Below are 15,979 nucleotides of genomic sequence, written 5' to 3' on the forward strand. Positions count from 1 at the left end.
CCCATGTCCTCGTACGCGCGTCTTCGGTCCAGTGCGCTGGAGCTGTTCGCCACCCGCGGGTTCCAGGCCACCGGCATCCGGGACCTCGCCGCGGGCGCGGGGGTGTCGCTGGCGACCCTCTACCACTACATGGACGGCAAGGAGGACCTGCTGGTCCGGCTGATGAGGGAGTCCCTGGAGCGGCTGAACAGCGACGCGCGCACCGTGCTGGCGCGGGTCGGCTCGCCGGTCGAGGGGCTGGCCGCGCTGACCGTCATGCACGTCCTCGCCCACGGACTGCGCCGGACCGAGACGGTCGTGGTCGACCGGGAGCTGCGGTCGCTGGGGGAGGAGAGCCGCAAGGCCGTGGTGGCCCTGCGCGACGAGTACGAGCAGCTGTGGGGGGGCCGGCTCGTGGCGGGCCTGGCCGAGAGCAGCATGTCGGTGCCCGACATCCGGGTGACCCGGCTCGCGCTGCTCTCGACGTGCACGGGGGTCGCCTACTGGTACTCCGAGGAGGGCGAGCTGGACCTCGACCGGATAGCCGCCGTGCACGCCGACCTCGTCCTCGCCCAGGTCGAGGCCCGCCTGGGCTCCCGACGGGTCCGGCTGGACGACCTCGACCTCCCCCCGATCGACTGGTTCCGCGACCTGGTCACCCGGGTGTGAGGGCCCGGCCGCGCCCGCCGGGGCCCGGGTGCCCCGAGGCACCCGCGTCCGCCCGTGGTGGGGCAGGCCCCGCCATCCCCTAGGGGGCCGGGCTCAGGGGACAATGGGTGGATCACCGGATGGAGCAGCCGCCCCACGGTCCGTAGCGTCGGAGCACACCGCCCAAGACGCCACGGAAGACGACGGAGGCGAGCCCGATGACGGCCCACGCACCCACCCGGCACACCCCCCGGCCGGCGGCCGGGGGCACGGACGCACGGCTGCCGTGGTGGGCCGCGGCGCTGCCCGTGATCGCCTTCGCGGCGCTGCTGTCCCTGCTCGCCGGCGCGGGCGAGGCCGATGCCGCCGACGCCGGGTTCCGGTGGTACCTCGCGGATCTGCCGGCCCGGCTCCGGGAACTGCTGTCCCGCTGACCGGCCGCCTCCGCCCGCGAGGTCACCCGGTCGGGGAGGGTCCCCAACTCCCCGCGCCACACGCCGCCGTTCGTGCGAAGCTGGAGGCATGAGCGCCGATGTGTCACGCAGGATCGTCATCCTCCGACATGCCAAAGCCGACTGGCCCGACGACGTGGCCGACCACGACAGGCCCCTCGCGGAACGGGGCCGCAGGGACGCACCGGCCGCCGGCCGCTGGCTCGCCGCCAGCGGCATCGTCCCAGACCTCACCCTCTGCTCCACCGCCGCCCGCACCCGCGAGACCTGGAAGCTGATCGTCCACGAACTGCCGCAGCGGCCGAGGACGGTCTACGAGGAGCGGCTCTACGAGGCCTCGCTCGGCGAACTGATCGCGGTGGTCAACGAGGTGCCGGACGACGTCGTGGACCTCATGCTCGTCGGTCACAACCCCGGCATGCACGCCATGGCCGACGCCCTCGCCGGAGAGGCCGAGGAGGACGCCAGGAGCCGGCTCGACCGCGTCGGCTTCCCCACCTCCGCCGCGGCCGTGGTCTCCTTCACCGGCTCCTGGAAGTCCGTGGAGCTCGGGACCGGCCGCCTCGAGGCGCACTGGGCGCCGCACGACTGACGCCGGCCGGCGGGGGACGGTGGGGGCCCCGCCGCGCCGGACGCACTCCGCTCCGGCGGGCGCGCCGCGTCCACACCCCGTCCATGCCCCGTCCACGGCCGCGGACGGAGCATGGACGGGGTGTGGACGCGAGGGCGCCGCGCCGGGCGGTCTCAGACCGCGGCGTCGGCCGCCTCGACCTCCTCGCGCGTGACGCCCAGCAGGTACAGCACGGTGTCCAGGAACGGCACGTTCACCGCGGCGTGCGCGGCCTCCTGCACCACCGGCTTGGCGTTGAACGCGACTCCGAGCCCCGCGGTGTTGAGCATGTCCAGGTCGTTGGCGCCGTCGCCGATCGCCACGGTCTGGGACAGCGGCACCCCGGCCTCCGCCGCGAAGCGGCGCAGCAGCCGGGCCTTGCCCGCCCGGTCCACGACCTCCCCGACGACCCGGCCGGTCAGTTTCCCGTCCACGACCTCCAGGGTGTTGGCCGAGGCGAAGTCCAGCCCCAGCCGCTCCCGCAGATCGTCTGTGACCTGCGTGAAACCGCCCGAGACCACGCCCACCTGGTAGCCCAGGCGCTTGAGCGTGCGGATGAGGGTGCGAGCACCCGGCGTGAGCCGGACCTCGGCGCGCACCTTGTCGACGACCGACTCGTCCAGCCCCTCCAGCAGCGCCACCCGGGCGTGCAGCGACTGCTCGAAGTCCAGCTCGCCGCGCATCGCGGCGGCGGTCACCTCGGCGACCTTCTCCCCACAGCCGGCATGCGCCGCGAACAGCTCGATCACCTCGTCCTGGATGAGCGTGGAGTCCACGTCCATCACCACCAGGCGCTGCGCCCGGCGGTGCAGCCCGGCGGCGACGACGGCGACGTCCACGCCCAGGGCCGCCGCCTTCGGGGCCAGGGTGGTGCGCAGCTCCTCCGTCCCGGTGCCGGACACGGCGAACTCCACCGCCGTGACCGGGTACTTCGCCAGCCGGAAGATCCGGTCGATGTTGCCGCCGACACCGGTTATCCGGGCGGCGATGGCAGCCGCGGCCCCGGCGGTCAGCGGATGGCCGAGCACGGTGACGTGGGAGCGGCCGGTGCCGCGCGGCCGGTTGTCGCCCCGGCCGGAGATGATCTCCGCCTGGAGCCGCATCGACTCCGCCCAGGAGTGCACGGTCGCCCGCAGTCCACCCTCGGCGCCGCTCCCGCCCGGCGTGGTGACCAGGGCGCACAGGGTGATGCGGCCGCGGGTGACGACCTGCTCGATGTCTATGACATCCAGCGAGTACGCGGCCAGCGTCTCGAAGAGACCTGCGGTGATGCCCGGCCGGTCCTTGCCGAAGATCTTCACCAGGAGGGTGGGGGTGTCGGCGTCCGCTCCGTCGGGGACGGCGGCGGGGACGGGCGGCGGGGTCTGCGAAGCGCTCATGATGGTCCCTACGGTATCGAGCACCAGGGCGGTTCCGTACGCACGTCCGTACCCCGGACAGCCCCGGTCAGGCCTGGCCGGAGGCGGTCCGTGCCTCCCCGTCGCTTCCTCGCCGCCTCCCTGTCCGGCCCTCCCGGCGGCCGGAGAGCGGACCGTAGCGGTTCGGCAACCATCCGGCGGGGGCGGCCTCACGTGCCGCTGCGGAGCCTGGAATAGTTCCCACACGATCGTTCACCATCCCTAGCCCTCTCATCACAGGGGGTAGCTCGGGGGACAACTTTGTGGGGCATGGAGTGCCGGAACTCGTACTGGAACTGAACGGACGGACCTGGACGCTCGACCCGTCCAGGTCCTACGCCCTCGGACGTGATCCGCAGGGGGACCTCGTGGTCGACGACGCCAGGGTCTCCTGGCGTCACGCCACACTGCGCTGGGGCGGCGGGAGCTGGCTCGTGGAGGACCACGGCAGCACCAACGGCACGTACGCGCAGGGCCGGCGTGTCCAGCAGTCTGAGGTCGGCGCGGGCTCGGTAGTGCACCTCGGCAACGCCACCGACGGGCCCCGGCTGGCCTTCTCCGGCCGGACCGCGTCGGCTCCCGCGGCCGCCCCCGCACAGGCGGTGCCCGTCCCGCAGCCGGTGGCGCAGCCGCAGGCCGGCCCCGGCCGGGACCACCAGCCACAGGCCCCGCAGCAGCCGGTCCCGCAGCAGTACGCGCCGCAACCTCCCCAGGGCGCAGTCCCCCCGCACGACGGCGCGCAGCGGCAGGCGGGAGCCCCCCTCCACGGCGACCACCGCAACCCGACCACGTTCCACCGGCTCTCGCTGGGCCGCGTGATGCGGATCGGCCGCGCACTGGAGAACGAACTGGTCGTCTCCGACCTCCAGGTCTCCCGTCACCACGCGGAGTTCCGCTCCGCTCCCGGCGGCCGCTTCGAGATCCGCGACCTCGGCAGCCACAACGGCACGTACGTCAACGGCCAGCCGCTGCCCAAGTCGGGCACGGCGGTCATCGGCCCGGACGACATCGTCGGCGTCGGCCACTCGACCTTCCGGGTGGTGGGCGACCGGCTCGAGGAGTTCGTCGACACCGGCGAGGTCTCCTTCTCCGCCCGTCATCTGACCGTCAAGGTCGACGGCGGCAAGGTGATCCTCGACAACGTCACCTTCGGTGTGCCCGAGAAGTCCCTGGTGGCCGTCATCGGCCCGTCCGGCTCCGGCAAGTCCACCCTGCTGCGCGCCCTGACCGGCTACCGCCCGGCCGACGTCGGCGAGGTCCTCTACGACAACCGGAACCTCTACAGGCAGTTCGCCGAGCTGCGCCAGCGCATCGGCCTGGTCCCGCAGGACGACATCCTCCACAAGGAACTGACCGTCCGCACCGCCCTGCGCTACGCCGCCAGGCTGCGTTTCCCCGGCGATGTCGCCGAGGCCGAGCGCAACGCGCGGATCGAGGAGGTGCTGGCCGAGCTCAAGCTCGACATCCACGCCGGAAAGAAGATCACCTCCCTCTCCGGCGGCCAGCGCAAGCGCGTCTCGGTCGCCCTGGAGCTGCTCACCAAACCGTCGCTGATCTTCCTGGACGAACCGACCTCCGGCCTGGACCCGGGCATGGACCGTGACGTGATGAAGCTGCTGCGGGAGCTGGCCGACGACGGCCGCACCGTGCTGGTGGTCACCCACTCCGTCGCCGAGCTGGCGCTGTGCGACCGCGTCCTGGTGATGGCGCCCGGCGGCGGCGTGGCCTACTTCGGCCCGCCCGAGGAGGCCCTGAACTTCTTCGGCTACGAGAGCTGGGCGGACGTCTTCTCGGCCTTCGAGAACTACCGGGACTACGACTGGATCGGCCGCTGGCGGGGCTCGCAGCACTACCGCCTCTACGCCGCCGACCTCGACACCGCCGCCCCGCAGCACCCCCAGCACCCCCAGCACCCCCAGCACACGGCGCCGCCCGCACCGGCGTCCCAGCCGCCCAAGCCGCAGAGCTGGGGATCCCAGCTGTGGACCCTCACCCGGCGCTACACGTCGGTCATCGCCTCCGACAAGGGCTTCCTCGCCCTGATGGTCGTCCTGCCCGTGATCCTGGGCGTGGTCAGCACGGTGATCCCCACCGACCACGGCCTCACGCGCAACCCCGAGGGCTTCAACCAGCACGCGGGCACCATCCTGCTGATCCTCGCGGTCGGCATGTGCCTGTCCGGCGCGGCCAACTCGGTGCGCGAGCTGGTCAAGGAACGGGTCATCTACGAACGCGAACGGGCCACGGGCCTGTCCAGGTCCGCCTACCTGATGTCCAAGGTGATCGTCCTGGGGATGATCACCGCCTTCCAGGGTGTGATCATCTGTGCCATCGGCTTCTCGGTGCGCGAACTGCCCGAAGAGGGCCTGATCATGCCCACGGCCGTCGAACTGTGTGTGGGGATCATCGCGTTCGGTCTCACCTCCATGATGGTCGGACTGGTGATCTCCTCACTGGTGAAGACCTCCGAGATGACGATGCCCCTGCTGGTGGGCTTCGCGATCATCCAGCTGGTCTTCACCGGCGTGCTCTTCCAGGTCTTCGACGCCCCCGGCATCGAGCAGGTCGCCTGGCTGATGCCCTCGCGCTGGGCGGTCGCGGCCACCGGGACCACCGTCGACCTGTCCCGCACCATGGCCCCCTGGGACCGCGAGAACCCCGCCAACCTCGACCCGCTGTGGGAGCACAGCACGGGGGTGTGGGCGATGGACATGCTGATCCTGCTCGCCATCGGCGTCGCCTGCGGCTTCGCGGTGGCCCGTCTGCTGCGCCGCCACGAGCCGGAGGTCATGCGCGAGTAGGCGCGTGCCGCGCGGCACGCGCGACCCTCGTACCCGCCCCGCCGGATCCTTCCGGCGGGGCGGGGGCGTCCGGGGGCGGGAAGTCCCCGGACGCCGCCGAACCGCCGAACCGCCGAACCGCCGAACCGCCGGGCGCCGGACGGCGGCGCGTCCGCCGCCGGTCCTACGACCACCGCCCATGCCCTCCCGGGCGGCGGGCCGATCCGCCCCGCGGACCCCGCCGGTACCGTGGCCGCATGCTCCCGAGAACCGGGCTGGCGGCCGTCAGCGCCGCCCTGCTCGCCATGAACCGCCGCCTGGAGGTGCGTGACGTCCTGCAGACGATCACGACCTCCGCGCGCGAGCTGCTGGACGCCGAGTACGCCGCCCTCGGCGTCCCCGACGACCACGGCGGCTTCGTGCAGTTCGTGGTGGCCGGGGTCGGTGAGGACCGGTGGCGCGCGATCGGGCCGCTGCCCCGCCAGCACGGCGTCCTCGCCGCCATGCTGCGCGACGCCTCCCCGCAGCGGCTCGCCGACGTCCGCCGGGACCCGCGCTTCGGGGGCTGGCCCGACGCCCACCCGGAGCTGGCCGACTTCATCGGCATGCCGATCGCCGACGGCGAGGAGGTGCTCGGGGCGATCTTCCTCGCCAACAAGCGCTGCGACCTCCCCGGGGAAGGCCGCGGTTTCACCGGGGAGGACGAGGAACTGCTGCGCCTGCTCGCAGAGCACGCCGCCATCGCGCTGACCAACGCCCGTCTCTACGAGCGCAGCCGCGAGCTGACCATCGCCGGGGAGCGCGCCCGTATCGCCCACGAACTGCACGACGCCGTCTCCCAGAAGCTGTTCTCCCTGCGCCTGACCGCCCAGGCCGCCACCGCCCTGGTCGGCCGCGACCCGGACCGCGCCAGGGAGGAGCTTCGCCGGGTCGCCGGGCTGGCGGCCGAGGCCGCCGACGAGCTGCGGGCCGCCGTCGTCGAGCTGCGTCCCGCCGCCCTGGAGGAGGACGGACTGGTCGCCGCCCTGCGCAGCCAGGTACAGGTCCTGGACCGGGCGCACAGCGCCCGTGTCGTCTTCGACACGGAGGGCGTGCGAGCGCTGCCCGCCGCCCAGGAGGAGGCGCTGCTGAGGGTGGCGCAGGAGGCCCTGCACAACGCCCTGCGGCACTCCGGGGCCCGGCGCGTCGCCGTCCTCCTGGCCCGCCGCGGTACCGGTGCCGTGCTGCGGGTGGCCGACGACGGAAGCGGCTTCGACCCCTCGGCGGTCCGCCGCGCGGGCCGCCGCCTGGGCCTGGTGTCGATGCGCGACCGGGCGGACGGGGCCGGCGGCACGCTGAGGGTGGACTCGGAGCCCGGCAGGGGCACCGTGATCGAGATGGAGGTGCCCGGTGGCTGAGGTGACCGGCGAGGTGATCAGGGTCCTGCTGGTGGACGACCACCAGGTCGTGCGCCGGGGACTGCGTACGTTCCTGGAGGTCCAGGGCGACATCGAGGTGGCCGGCGAGGCCGCCGACGGGGCGGAGGGCGTGGCCCGCGCCGGGGAGCTGCGGCCCGACGTAGTCCTGATGGACCTCAGGATGCCCGGCGCGGACGGCGTCGAGGCGCTGCGCAGGCTGCGGGAACTGGGCAATCCCGCCCGGGTGCTGGTCGTCACCAGCTTCACCGAGCAGCGCACCGTCGTCCCGGCCCTGCGCGCGGGCGCCGCCGGCTACGTCTACAAGGACATCGACCCCGACGCGCTGGCCGGTGCCATCCGCTCGGTGCACGCCGGGCACGTCCTGCTGCAGCCGGAGGTCGCCCGGGCCCTGCTCAGCCAGGAGGGGGCCGGCGGCGGGCCGGGCCGGGGCACCTCCCTGACCGAACGGGAGCGCGAGGTGCTCGCGCTGATAGCCGACGGGCGCTCCAACCGGGAGATCGCACGCCACCTGGTGCTGTCCGAGAAGACCGTCAAGACCCACGTGTCCAACATCCTGATGAAGCTGGACCTCGCCGACCGCACCCAGGCGGCGCTGTGGGCCGTCCGGCACGGGATGGCCGACTGACGGGCGGGCGCCGCCGGCCCCGGCCGGATGCCGCCCCGTCCCGGCCCCCGGCCCGGTACCCCCACACCTCCACCGGCGGAAATCCATGCCTAAATTCATACGAACGTGTGGATGTCACCGGTGCGGCGTATCGCGACCGGCCCCGGCCCGTTCTCCAGTGAGTGCCGCGGCGACCGGCCGCGGCGAATGCAAGGAGGATCGAGAAGTGAAGAACCTCAAGAGGGTCACCGCCGTCGCGATGGTGGCCGGCGGGCTCGTCGCCGCCGGTGCGGGCGCGGCCTCGGCCAGCTCGGGCGCGCAGGGCGCAGCCGCCTACTCGCCCGGAGTCGGCTCGGGCAACGTGATCCAGGTGCCCGTCCACGTGCCGGTCAACGCCTGTGGCAACACCGTCAACGTCATCGGCCTGCTGAACCCGGCCTTCGGCAACACCTGCGCCAACGCCTGAGCACGCGCGCGCGGGCGGGTGCTGCGCACGGCTCCGCCCGCGCCCGCTCCGCACGGCCGGCCTCCCGGACCCGACCGGGAGGCCGGTTCCCGCGCTCAGCCCCGCTCGCGCTCCTCCACATACGCGTTGTACGCGGCCACCACCGCCCGCCTGGCCGTACGCTCCACCGGCCGCAGCGCCTCGCCCCGCGCCGCCATCGCCCCCGCGCTCACCGCACCGCCGTGGTCCGCCCCGCCCGCGATCTCCACCAGCGCGCCCACCCGCTGCGCCAGCTCCAGAACGCGTACCGCGCGCGGCGGATAGCCCGGCGCGAGCAGGGTGCGGCCCGCCTCCGCCCGCGCCCGGTACGCCTCCAGCGCCGCCGCGGCCACCGGCCCGGAACCGGCCACGTCCAGCCGCGTCAGCATCTCGGTCGCCTCGCGCAACGCCTCCGCCAGCTCCCGTTCGGCCTCCCCGAGCGACGGCACGTCCGCGGGCGGGGCCTCGCGCACCGGCAGGCAGTGCCACACCACTTCGGTGTGCACGTCACCCCGCGGGCCCGCCTCACGCACCAGCGGCACCAGCCCCAGCGCCGCACCCGTGCCGACCACGGCCTCGCCGGCGTCCAGGGCACGGGCGTTGAACCCGGGCGGCCCGCTCAGCCCCAGCGGATGCCCCGGCGCGGGCAGCGCCAGCCGCAGACCCGTCACGCCCGAGGCGCGCAGCCGGCCGAGGGCGAGGGTGAGACCCACCTCACCGTGCTCGCCCGGCAGGCCCGCCACGCGGTGCACCGTGTCGTCGCCCACGATGCGCGAAGCGGCGTCGTCGGGCGACACCACTCCGGCGAACAGGGCATTTCCCCAGGCGGCCAGCCGCCCGGAACGAGGTTCTTCGAGCATGCCCCCAGCCTAAGGACAGCCGCACGGAAGAGGTGGCGTAGGTTTTCCCTGGGGACTGTGCCCACAGGTACAGGCGACAGCCGCGACTGCAATGGGAGACAACGCGCCATGAGCGATGTACTGGAGCTGGTGGACGTATCCGTGGTCCGCGAGGGTCGGGCTCTGGTGGAGGACGTCTCCTGGTCGGTGAAGGAAGGGGAGCGCTGGGTCATCCTCGGCCCCAACGGCGCCGGCAAGACCACCCTCCTCAACGTCGCATCCAGCTACCTGTTCCCGACCTCCGGCACCGCCACCGTCCTCGGTGAGAAGCTCGGCGCCGTCGACGTCTTCGAGCTGCGCCCGCGCATCGGCATGGCCAGCAGCGCGCTCACCGAGAAGCTCCCGCGCGACCAGACCGTGCTCCAGACCGTCCTCACCGCCGCCTACGGCATGACCGCCGGCTGGCGCGAGGACTACGACGCGGTCGACGAGCAGCGCGCCCTGGCCTTCCTCGACCGCCTCGGAATGAGCGAGTACCTCGACCGGAGGTTCGGCACCCTCTCCGAAGGGGAGCGCAAGCGCACCCAGATCGCCCGCGCGATGATGACCGACCCCGAGCTGCTGCTCCTGGACGAGCCGGCCGCCGGACTCGACCTCGGCGGCCGTGAGGACCTGGTGCGCCGGCTCGGACGGCTCGCCCGCGACCCGTACGCCCCCTCGATGATCATGGTGACCCACCACGTCGAGGAGGTCCCCCCGGGGTTCACCCACGTCCTGATGATCCGCCAGGGCAAGGTGCTCACCGCCGGGCCGGTCGAGACGGAACTGACCTCCGCCAACCTCTCGCGCTGCTTCGGCCTCCCCCTGGTCGTGGAGTACGACGGCGGCCGCTGGACCGCGCAGGGTCTCCCGCTCGGCTGACCCGGGCCCTACCATGGCAGTGTGGACGCATGGGTGTGGTGGCTGATCGCCGCCGTAGGACTCGGAATCCCGCTCGTACTCACAGCCATGCCCGAGTTCGGCATGTTCGCGGTGGGCGCCGTCGCGGCCGCCGCCGTCGCCGCGCTCGGCGGAGGGCTGGTGGCCCAGGTGGCCGTCTTCGTGGTGGTCTCCACCGCGCTGGTCCTCGTCGTCCGCCCCGTCGCCAGACGCATGCAGACGCAGCGGCCCGAACACCGCAGCGGCGTCGACGCGCTGACGGGCCGCCAGGCCGTCGTGCTCGAACGGGTCGACGCCTCCGGAGGGCGGATCAAACTCGCGGGCGAGATCTGGTCGGCGCGCGCCCTCGACACGAGCGCGTCCTACGACCCCGGTGACCAGGTGGACGTGGTGGAGATCGACGGGGCGACCGCCGTCGTGATGTGATAGCCGGTGACCGCACGGTCACAACCGCCGGCGACGCCGACGGGCGCAGTCAGCCGCGCTGGCCAGCCCGGTCAGCGTGAAATCCTAGGAACGCAGGGGGAGCCACGATGGACGCCATCATCATCGTGCTGATCATCCTGGTGGTGCTGGTCTTCATCGCACTCATCAAGACGATCCAGGTCATTCCACAGGCCAGCGCCGCGATCGTGGAGCGCTTCGGCCGCTACACCCGGACACTGAACGCCGGCCTCAACATCGTCGTCCCGTTCATCGACACCATCCGCAACCGCGTCGACCTCCGTGAGCAGGTCGTCCCCTTCCCGCCCCAGCCGGTGATCACCCAGGACAACCTGGTCGTGAACATCGACACGGTCATCTACTACCAGGTCACCGACGCGCGGGCCGCGACGTACGAGGTCGCCAGCTACATCCAGGCCATCGAGCAGCTCACCGTCACCACTCTGCGCAACATCATCGGCGGCATGGACCTGGAGCGCACCCTCACCTCCCGCGAGGAGATCAACGCGGCGCTGCGCGGCGTCCTGGACGAGGCCACCGGCAAGTGGGGCATCCGCGTCAACCGCGTCGAGCTCAAGGCGATCGAGCCGCCGACCTCCATCCAGGACTCCATGGAGAAGCAGATGCGCGCCGACCGCGACAAGCGCGCCGCGATCCTCCAGGCCGAGGGCGTGCGCCAGTCGCAGATCCTCACCGCCGAGGGTGAGAAGCAGTCCTCCATCCTGCGCGCCGAGGGCGAGGCCAAGGCCGCCGCGCTGCGCGCGGAGGGTGAGGCCCAGGCGATCCGCACGGTCTTCGAGTCCATCCACGCCGGTGACCCGGACCAGAAGCTGCTGTCCTACCAGTACCTCCAGATGCTCCCCAAGATCGCCGAAGGCGACGCCAACAAGCTGTGGATCGTGCCCAGCGAGATCGGGGACGCCCTCAAGGGGCTCGGCGGCGCACTGGGCAACTTCGGCCCCGGGACCGGCCCCGCGGCCCCCTCCGGCGACGGCGGCGCGGGCCGCTCCGACCTGACCAAGCGCCGGGAACAGCCGCCGATCGACTGACGACACGCTCCGCACCACGCGCCGCACCCGGATACAACGCGACAACGCCCCTCGGGCATGATCGGTGCACCGGACACCGATCGGCCGAGGGGCGTTGCGCGTGAACATCTGGGAGGCGCTGGCGGTCTGCGTCGCCGGCATAGGCGCGGGCACGATCAACACGATCGTCGGCTCGGGAACCCTGATCACCTTCCCCGTGCTGCTCGCGGTCGGGCTCCCGCCCGTCACCGCGAACGTCTCCAACGCACTGGGCCTGGTTCCCGGCTCCATCAGCGGCGCCATCGGCTACCGACGGGAACTGCGCGGACAGCGCGACCGCGTGCTGCGCCTGGGCGCCGCGGCCCTGGTCGGAGCGGTGGCCGGGGCCGCCCTGCTGATCGAGCTGCCCTCCGAGGCGTTCGACACGATCGTCCCGGTCCTCATCACGCTGGCCCTGGTACTCGTCGTCGCCCAGCCGCGCCTGGCCCGCGCGATCCGGCGCCGCCGCGAGCGCAACGGCGGCGCCGCCCACCCCCACGGCGGCTCCGCGCTCCTGGGCGGCATGACCCTGGCCAGCATGTACGGCGGCTACTTCGGCGCCGCCCAGGGCGTCGTCTATCTCGCGCTGATGGGCTTGCTCATCAACGACGACCTCCAGCGGATCAACGCAGTCAAGAACGTCCTCGGCGCGATCGTCAACGGCGCCGCCGCGGTCTTCTTCCTCTTCGTCGCCGACTTCGACTGGACCGCCGTCCTGCTCGTCGCGGTCGGCTCGGCGGTCGGCGGACAACTCGGCGCCCGGCTGGGACGCAGACTGCCTCCGACCGCCCTGCGCGCGGTCATCGTGGCCGTGGGCACGGCGGCGATCGTCCAGCTCGTACTGAACTGAACCGACCGGACCGGTCACCGCACACGGTGGCCCCGCGATGAGCCTCAGGCGGAGGTGGGCAGCGCCAGCCACTCCGGCAGCGCCTCACCGTCCCGCAGCCCCAGCGCGAGGACGAGCGCGTCCGCCGGCGTCGGCTCGAACGGCTGCGTCAGCAGCCGCATGCCCGCCTGAGCGGGGGTGCGGTCGGCCTTGCGGTGGTTGTCCTCCGCACACGCCGCGACCGTGTTCAGCCAGGTGTCGCCGCCCCCGCGCGAACGCGGCACGACGTGGTCCACCGTGGTCGCCCGGCGCCCGCAGTAGGCGCACCGGTGCCGGTCCCGTACGAGTACACCGCGCCGCGACCACGCCGCCCGTTGTCGGAACGGGACCCGTACGTATCTGCGGAGCCTGATCACCTGCGGCACCGGGAGGTCGACCCGCGCCGCCCGCACACGCAGCCCGGGGTGCGACTGCTCCACCACTGCCTTGTCCCGCATCACCAGCACCACCGCACGCCGCAGCGACACCGTCGACAGCGGCTCGAAACCGGCATTGAGCACCAGCGTCTCGCGCATCTCACCCACCTCCGGACCCGCCCCCGCGGCGGGGTGGGACCACTGTGCCGCTGCCCGTCCGGGTGGACAACGCAATTTCCGGGCGGTGTACGGGAGATGGGAACGCGGCGGCACGCGGATGAAGCGGGCGCCGGGAGACGGGGAGGAAGCGCCCGGGAGCGGGGCGGGCAAGAGGGGCGGCCGGCGCGGCCGCCTCCCCGACGCGCTCCGGTGGACGGCGGGCGTGAGCGCGCCCCGCCGCCCCCGCCGGTGCGGTGCCGGCTGCCCGGCCACCGCTGTGCGATCCGGAGACGACGGGGCGCGAAGGCTTTTCCCGCCCGTGGGACGGCCGCCGGAACGATCCTCGCCCCTCGCCCCTCGCTCCTCGCTCCTCGGCTCCCGGCCTTCGGAGTCCGGAGCGGCCGGGGGTCAGTCCCGGGCGGGCACCTCGTACTCACCGATCAGCTGTGCGCGAGCCAGCGTGTGGAACCGCAGGTTGAAGCCGACCACGGCGGGTGACGCGTCCGCGTCCACGCCCAGTTTCCCGGTGTCCACGGCGTAGACGGTGAACACATAGCGGTGCGGGCCGTCCCCGGGCGGCGGTGCGGCCCCGCCGAAGTCACGGGTGCCGTAGTCGTTGCGGACGTGCACCGCCTCCGCGGGCATCCCCTTCATCCCACCCGTGCCGGCGCCCGCGGGCAGCTCCGTCACGTTCGCCGGGATGTCGAACACCGACCAGTGCCAGAAACCGCTGCCGGTCGGCGCGTCGGGGTCGTAGCAGGTGACGGCGAAGCTCCCGGTCCCCTCCGGGAAGCCCTCCCAGCGCAGGTGCGGGGAGGTGTTGCCCTCGGCGTGGACCTGATCGGGCTTCAGCCGGGCGCCCTGCGAGACGTCGTCGCTCACGACCGTGAACGACGGCACCGGGGGGTGGAAGTCGTGGGGGAGCGGGCGCCGCTTCTGCTCGGTCACGTGGGAAAACCTCCTCGGTAGCGCGACATCGCTGCACCGGCCAGCCTAACGATCCCGGCCCTTCGGACGGCGCAGGGCGCGGCCCGGTACGCCACCGGACCGCGCCCCGGGATGCGAACGTCCGGGCCCCTCAGAACCAGTTCCGCCTGCCGCCGACCTCGGCCAGCCACTGGTTGAGGTAGGCGGCCCAGTCGGTCTGCCGGAAGTCCGCCAGGTCCACGGTGAAGGAGCGGTACGTGTCGCTGCCCTCGCTGAACAGACCGGCCTTCTTGTCCATCTCCAGCACGACGTCCATCCCGTGCTCGTCCGCGACGAAGCTCAGCTCGACCTGGCTCAGCCCCCGGTACTGCTGCGGTGCCAGGAACTCGATCTCCTGGTAGAACGGCAGCTTCTGCCGGGTGCCGCGGATGTGCCCCTGCTCCATGTCCGCGCTCTTGAACCGGAACCCGAGGGCGCCGAAGGCGTCGAGGATCGCCTGCTGCGCGGGGAGCGGGTGGACGTTCACCGGGTCGAGGTCACCGGAGTCCACCGCCTTGGCGATCGCCAGCTCCGTCGTCACCCCGATGTTCATCCCGGTCAGGTGGCGGCCCATGAACATGGTGATCGGGGTCTCCCACGGCACCTCCAGCCCGAAGGGCACCGTGTGCACCGCGCCCGGCTGGAGCTCGAAGGCACCGCCGAGCCGCATACGGTGGAACTCGACGTTCCTGGTGTACTCCTCCTCCCCGCCCTCCACCTCGACGCGGGCCTGGAGACCGACCGAAAGCCCCTGGATCTCCTGGGCGACCGATCCGCCCTGGATCCGCACCTCCCCCTGGACGACGCCGCCCGGAACCACGTTCGGCTCGGTCAGCACCGTTTCCACCGACGCGCCGCCGATGCCCACACTCGCGAACAGCTTCTTGAAGCCCATGTTCTTCCTCCCCCAGGCCCTGGCCTGTGTGTCGTGCCGATCCCTTTGAACGCCCGAAGTCTGCCGGACGGTTCCACCGGCCAGGGCCGTCGCCCGCAGTTGTTACCCGATGGCTGCACTACGCTCGGCACGCGTGAGCGCCGACCACGACCGTAAGCCCCTGCTCCGAGCGTTCTTCGACCGGCCCGTTCCGGAGGCCGACCCGGACCCGCTCGGCCGTGCCCTGGTCCGCGTGACCGACGACGGCCAGTTCGAGGTCCGCCTGACGGAGGTCGAGGCGTACGAGGGCCGTATCGACCCGGGGCCGCACGCCTACCGGGGCCGCACCGAGCGCAACGCCGCTGTGTTCGGCCCTCCCGGCCACGCGTACGTCTGCTTCACCCACGGCATACCAAGCCGGACAGCATGAACGTCATGGATCTCGTCCACCCCGCCGGAGAAGTCGCCCCCAAGCTGCTCGGCGCCGTCCTCACCCACGAGACATCCGAGGGAACCGTGAGCATCACCATCACGGAGACCGAGGCGTACTCCGGTACGGCCGACCCCGCCTCCCACGCCTACCGGGGCAGGACACCCCGCAACGCCGTCATGTTCGGACCGGCAGGACACATGTACGTCTACCGGTCCCATGGTCTCCACTGGTGCGCCAACATCGTCACCGGGACAGACGGCATCGCTTCAGCCGTCCTCATCCGGGCGGGCAGGGTCGTCGAAGGGGAAGACCTGGCACGCAAGCGGCGAGGGGCGAAGGTCGAGAGCCCACGCCTTGCGCGGGGTCCGGGGAACTTCTGCCAAGCGCTCGGCATCACGGCAGAGCACAACGGCACAGATCTACTGACAGGCGCCCCGGTCACGCTGTCGGAGGGGGAACCGGTACCCGCCGCGCTCATCCGGGTCGGTCCTCGGGTGGGTGTGAGCAGAGCCCACGACTGGCGGCACCGCTTCTACCTCGACGGTGATCCAACGGTCTCGGTGTACCGGCTGAGCCCGAGAGCCAAGCCGTCCGCCGGATCCTGAGCCGCTACGGAACGGTCCCCGTACGGGAGTGGGAGG

17 protein-coding genes and 1 pseudogene are annotated in these 15,979 nt (G+C 72.6%); 13 read left to right on the forward strand and 5 right to left on the reverse strand.

The genetic code is table 11. From position 1 onward, the window contains the following. Nucleotides 1-3 precede the first annotated feature (3 nt). The 3 genes from ACGRHY_RS21715 (at nt 4) to ACGRHY_RS21725 (ending at nt 1,671) form a co-directional block, all read left to right on the forward strand. On the forward strand, nt 4-648 hold the full coding sequence (locus ACGRHY_RS21715; protein ID WP_394636993.1) for a TetR/AcrR family transcriptional regulator: 645 nt from the start codon (nt 4-6) through the stop codon (nt 646-648). Nucleotides 649-845: 197 nt separating this feature from the next. Beyond that, nucleotides 846-1,061, forward strand: coding sequence for a hypothetical protein (locus ACGRHY_RS21720; protein WP_394636994.1), 216 nt, complete (start codon nt 846-848; stop codon nt 1,059-1,061). 88 nt (nt 1,062-1,149) lie between these two features. Beyond that, the gene (locus ACGRHY_RS21725) at nt 1,150-1,671 is read left to right on the forward strand and encodes a SixA phosphatase family protein (protein WP_394636995.1); all 522 of its coding nucleotides are present in this window, start codon (nt 1,150-1,152) and stop codon (nt 1,669-1,671) included. 152 nt (nt 1,672-1,823) lie between these two features. Here ACGRHY_RS21725 and serB read toward each other — a convergent pair whose 3' ends face one another. Next, entirely contained in the window at nt 1,824-3,068 is a 1,245-nt protein-coding gene (serB, locus tag ACGRHY_RS21730; RefSeq protein WP_394636996.1) for a phosphoserine phosphatase SerB, read from the reverse strand. A gap of 293 nt (nt 3,069-3,361) precedes the next feature. Between serB and ACGRHY_RS21735 the strand changes: the two genes are divergently transcribed. The 4 genes from ACGRHY_RS21735 (at nt 3,362) to ACGRHY_RS21750 (ending at nt 8,354) form a co-directional block, all read left to right on the forward strand. Then, nucleotides 3,362-5,887 (forward strand): FHA domain-containing protein, encoded by a 2,526-nt coding sequence (locus ACGRHY_RS21735; protein ID WP_394636997.1) that lies wholly within the window; start codon nt 3,362-3,364, stop codon nt 5,885-5,887. A gap of 236 nt (nt 5,888-6,123) precedes the next feature. Continuing rightward, nucleotides 6,124-7,263 carry a GAF domain-containing sensor histidine kinase gene (locus tag ACGRHY_RS21740; RefSeq protein WP_394636998.1) on the forward strand — a complete coding sequence of 380 codons (1,140 nt, stop codon included), beginning with the start codon at nt 6,124-6,126 and terminating at the stop codon, nt 7,261-7,263. A gap of 1 nt (nt 7,264) precedes the next feature. Beyond that, nucleotides 7,265-7,909 carry a response regulator gene (locus ACGRHY_RS21745; protein ID WP_394638150.1) on the forward strand — a complete coding sequence of 215 codons (645 nt, stop codon included), beginning with the start codon at nt 7,265-7,267 and terminating at the stop codon, nt 7,907-7,909. 238 nt (nt 7,910-8,147) lie between these two features. Beyond that, on the forward strand, nt 8,148-8,354 hold the full coding sequence (locus ACGRHY_RS21750) for a chaplin (RefSeq protein ID WP_394638151.1): 207 nt from the start codon (nt 8,148-8,150) through the stop codon (nt 8,352-8,354). 95 nt (nt 8,355-8,449) lie between these two features. Here ACGRHY_RS21750 and ACGRHY_RS21755 read toward each other — a convergent pair whose 3' ends face one another. Next, complete coding sequence (locus tag ACGRHY_RS21755; protein ID WP_394636999.1) at nt 8,450-9,232, reverse strand: Rv1486c family protein; 783 nt, start codon at nt 9,230-9,232, stop codon at nt 8,450-8,452. Nucleotides 9,233-9,340: 108 nt separating this feature from the next. Between ACGRHY_RS21755 and ACGRHY_RS21760 the strand changes: the two genes are divergently transcribed. The 4 genes from ACGRHY_RS21760 to ACGRHY_RS21775 all read left to right on the forward strand — a co-directional run bounded on the left by ACGRHY_RS21760 (nt 9,341) and on the right by ACGRHY_RS21775 (nt 12,511). Further along, nucleotides 9,341-10,132 (forward strand): ABC transporter ATP-binding protein, encoded by a 792-nt coding sequence (locus ACGRHY_RS21760; RefSeq protein ID WP_394637000.1) that lies wholly within the window; start codon nt 9,341-9,343, stop codon nt 10,130-10,132. Between the two features lie 21 nt (nt 10,133-10,153). Beyond that, a complete protein-coding gene (locus ACGRHY_RS21765; RefSeq protein WP_394637001.1) occupies nt 10,154-10,576 on the forward strand; it encodes an NfeD family protein in 423 nt (140 codons plus the stop codon). 107 nt (nt 10,577-10,683) lie between these two features. After that, nucleotides 10,684-11,643, forward strand: coding sequence for an SPFH domain-containing protein (locus ACGRHY_RS21770; RefSeq protein WP_394637002.1), 960 nt, complete (start codon nt 10,684-10,686; stop codon nt 11,641-11,643). Between the two features lie 100 nt (nt 11,644-11,743). Further along, on the forward strand, nt 11,744-12,511 hold the full coding sequence (locus ACGRHY_RS21775; protein ID WP_394637003.1) for a sulfite exporter TauE/SafE family protein: 768 nt from the start codon (nt 11,744-11,746) through the stop codon (nt 12,509-12,511). A gap of 44 nt (nt 12,512-12,555) precedes the next feature. Here ACGRHY_RS21775 and ACGRHY_RS21780 read toward each other — a convergent pair whose 3' ends face one another. From ACGRHY_RS21780 to ACGRHY_RS21790, 3 genes are all read right to left on the reverse strand, one after another. Continuing rightward, on the reverse strand, nt 12,556-13,065 hold the full coding sequence (locus ACGRHY_RS21780; protein WP_394637004.1) for an HNH endonuclease: 510 nt from the start codon (nt 13,063-13,065) through the stop codon (nt 12,556-12,558). Between the two features lie 408 nt (nt 13,066-13,473). Then, nucleotides 13,474-14,013, reverse strand: coding sequence for a YbhB/YbcL family Raf kinase inhibitor-like protein (locus tag ACGRHY_RS21785; protein ID WP_394637005.1), 540 nt, complete (start codon nt 14,011-14,013; stop codon nt 13,474-13,476). A 130-nt stretch (nt 14,014-14,143) separates the two neighbouring features. After that, nucleotides 14,144-14,926 (reverse strand): sporulation protein, encoded by a 783-nt coding sequence (locus tag ACGRHY_RS21790; RefSeq protein ID WP_394637006.1) that lies wholly within the window; start codon nt 14,924-14,926, stop codon nt 14,144-14,146. 109 nt (nt 14,927-15,035) lie between these two features. On the opposite strand from ACGRHY_RS21790, the pseudogene ACGRHY_RS21795 reads away from it, so the two are divergent. Beyond that, nucleotides 15,036-15,317 (forward strand): annotated as a pseudogene (locus ACGRHY_RS21795) (DNA-3-methyladenine glycosylase); the annotation flags it as partial. Nucleotides 15,318-15,331: 14 nt separating this feature from the next. Next, a complete protein-coding gene (locus ACGRHY_RS21800; protein ID WP_394637007.1) occupies nt 15,332-15,943 on the forward strand; it encodes a DNA-3-methyladenine glycosylase in 612 nt (203 codons plus the stop codon). The last annotated feature ends 36 nt before the right edge of the window (nt 15,944-15,979 follow it).

It is taken from the genome of Streptomyces shinuiensis (assembly GCF_043660855.1).
Lineage (GTDB): Bacteria > Actinomycetota > Actinomycetes > Streptomycetales > Streptomycetaceae > Streptomyces.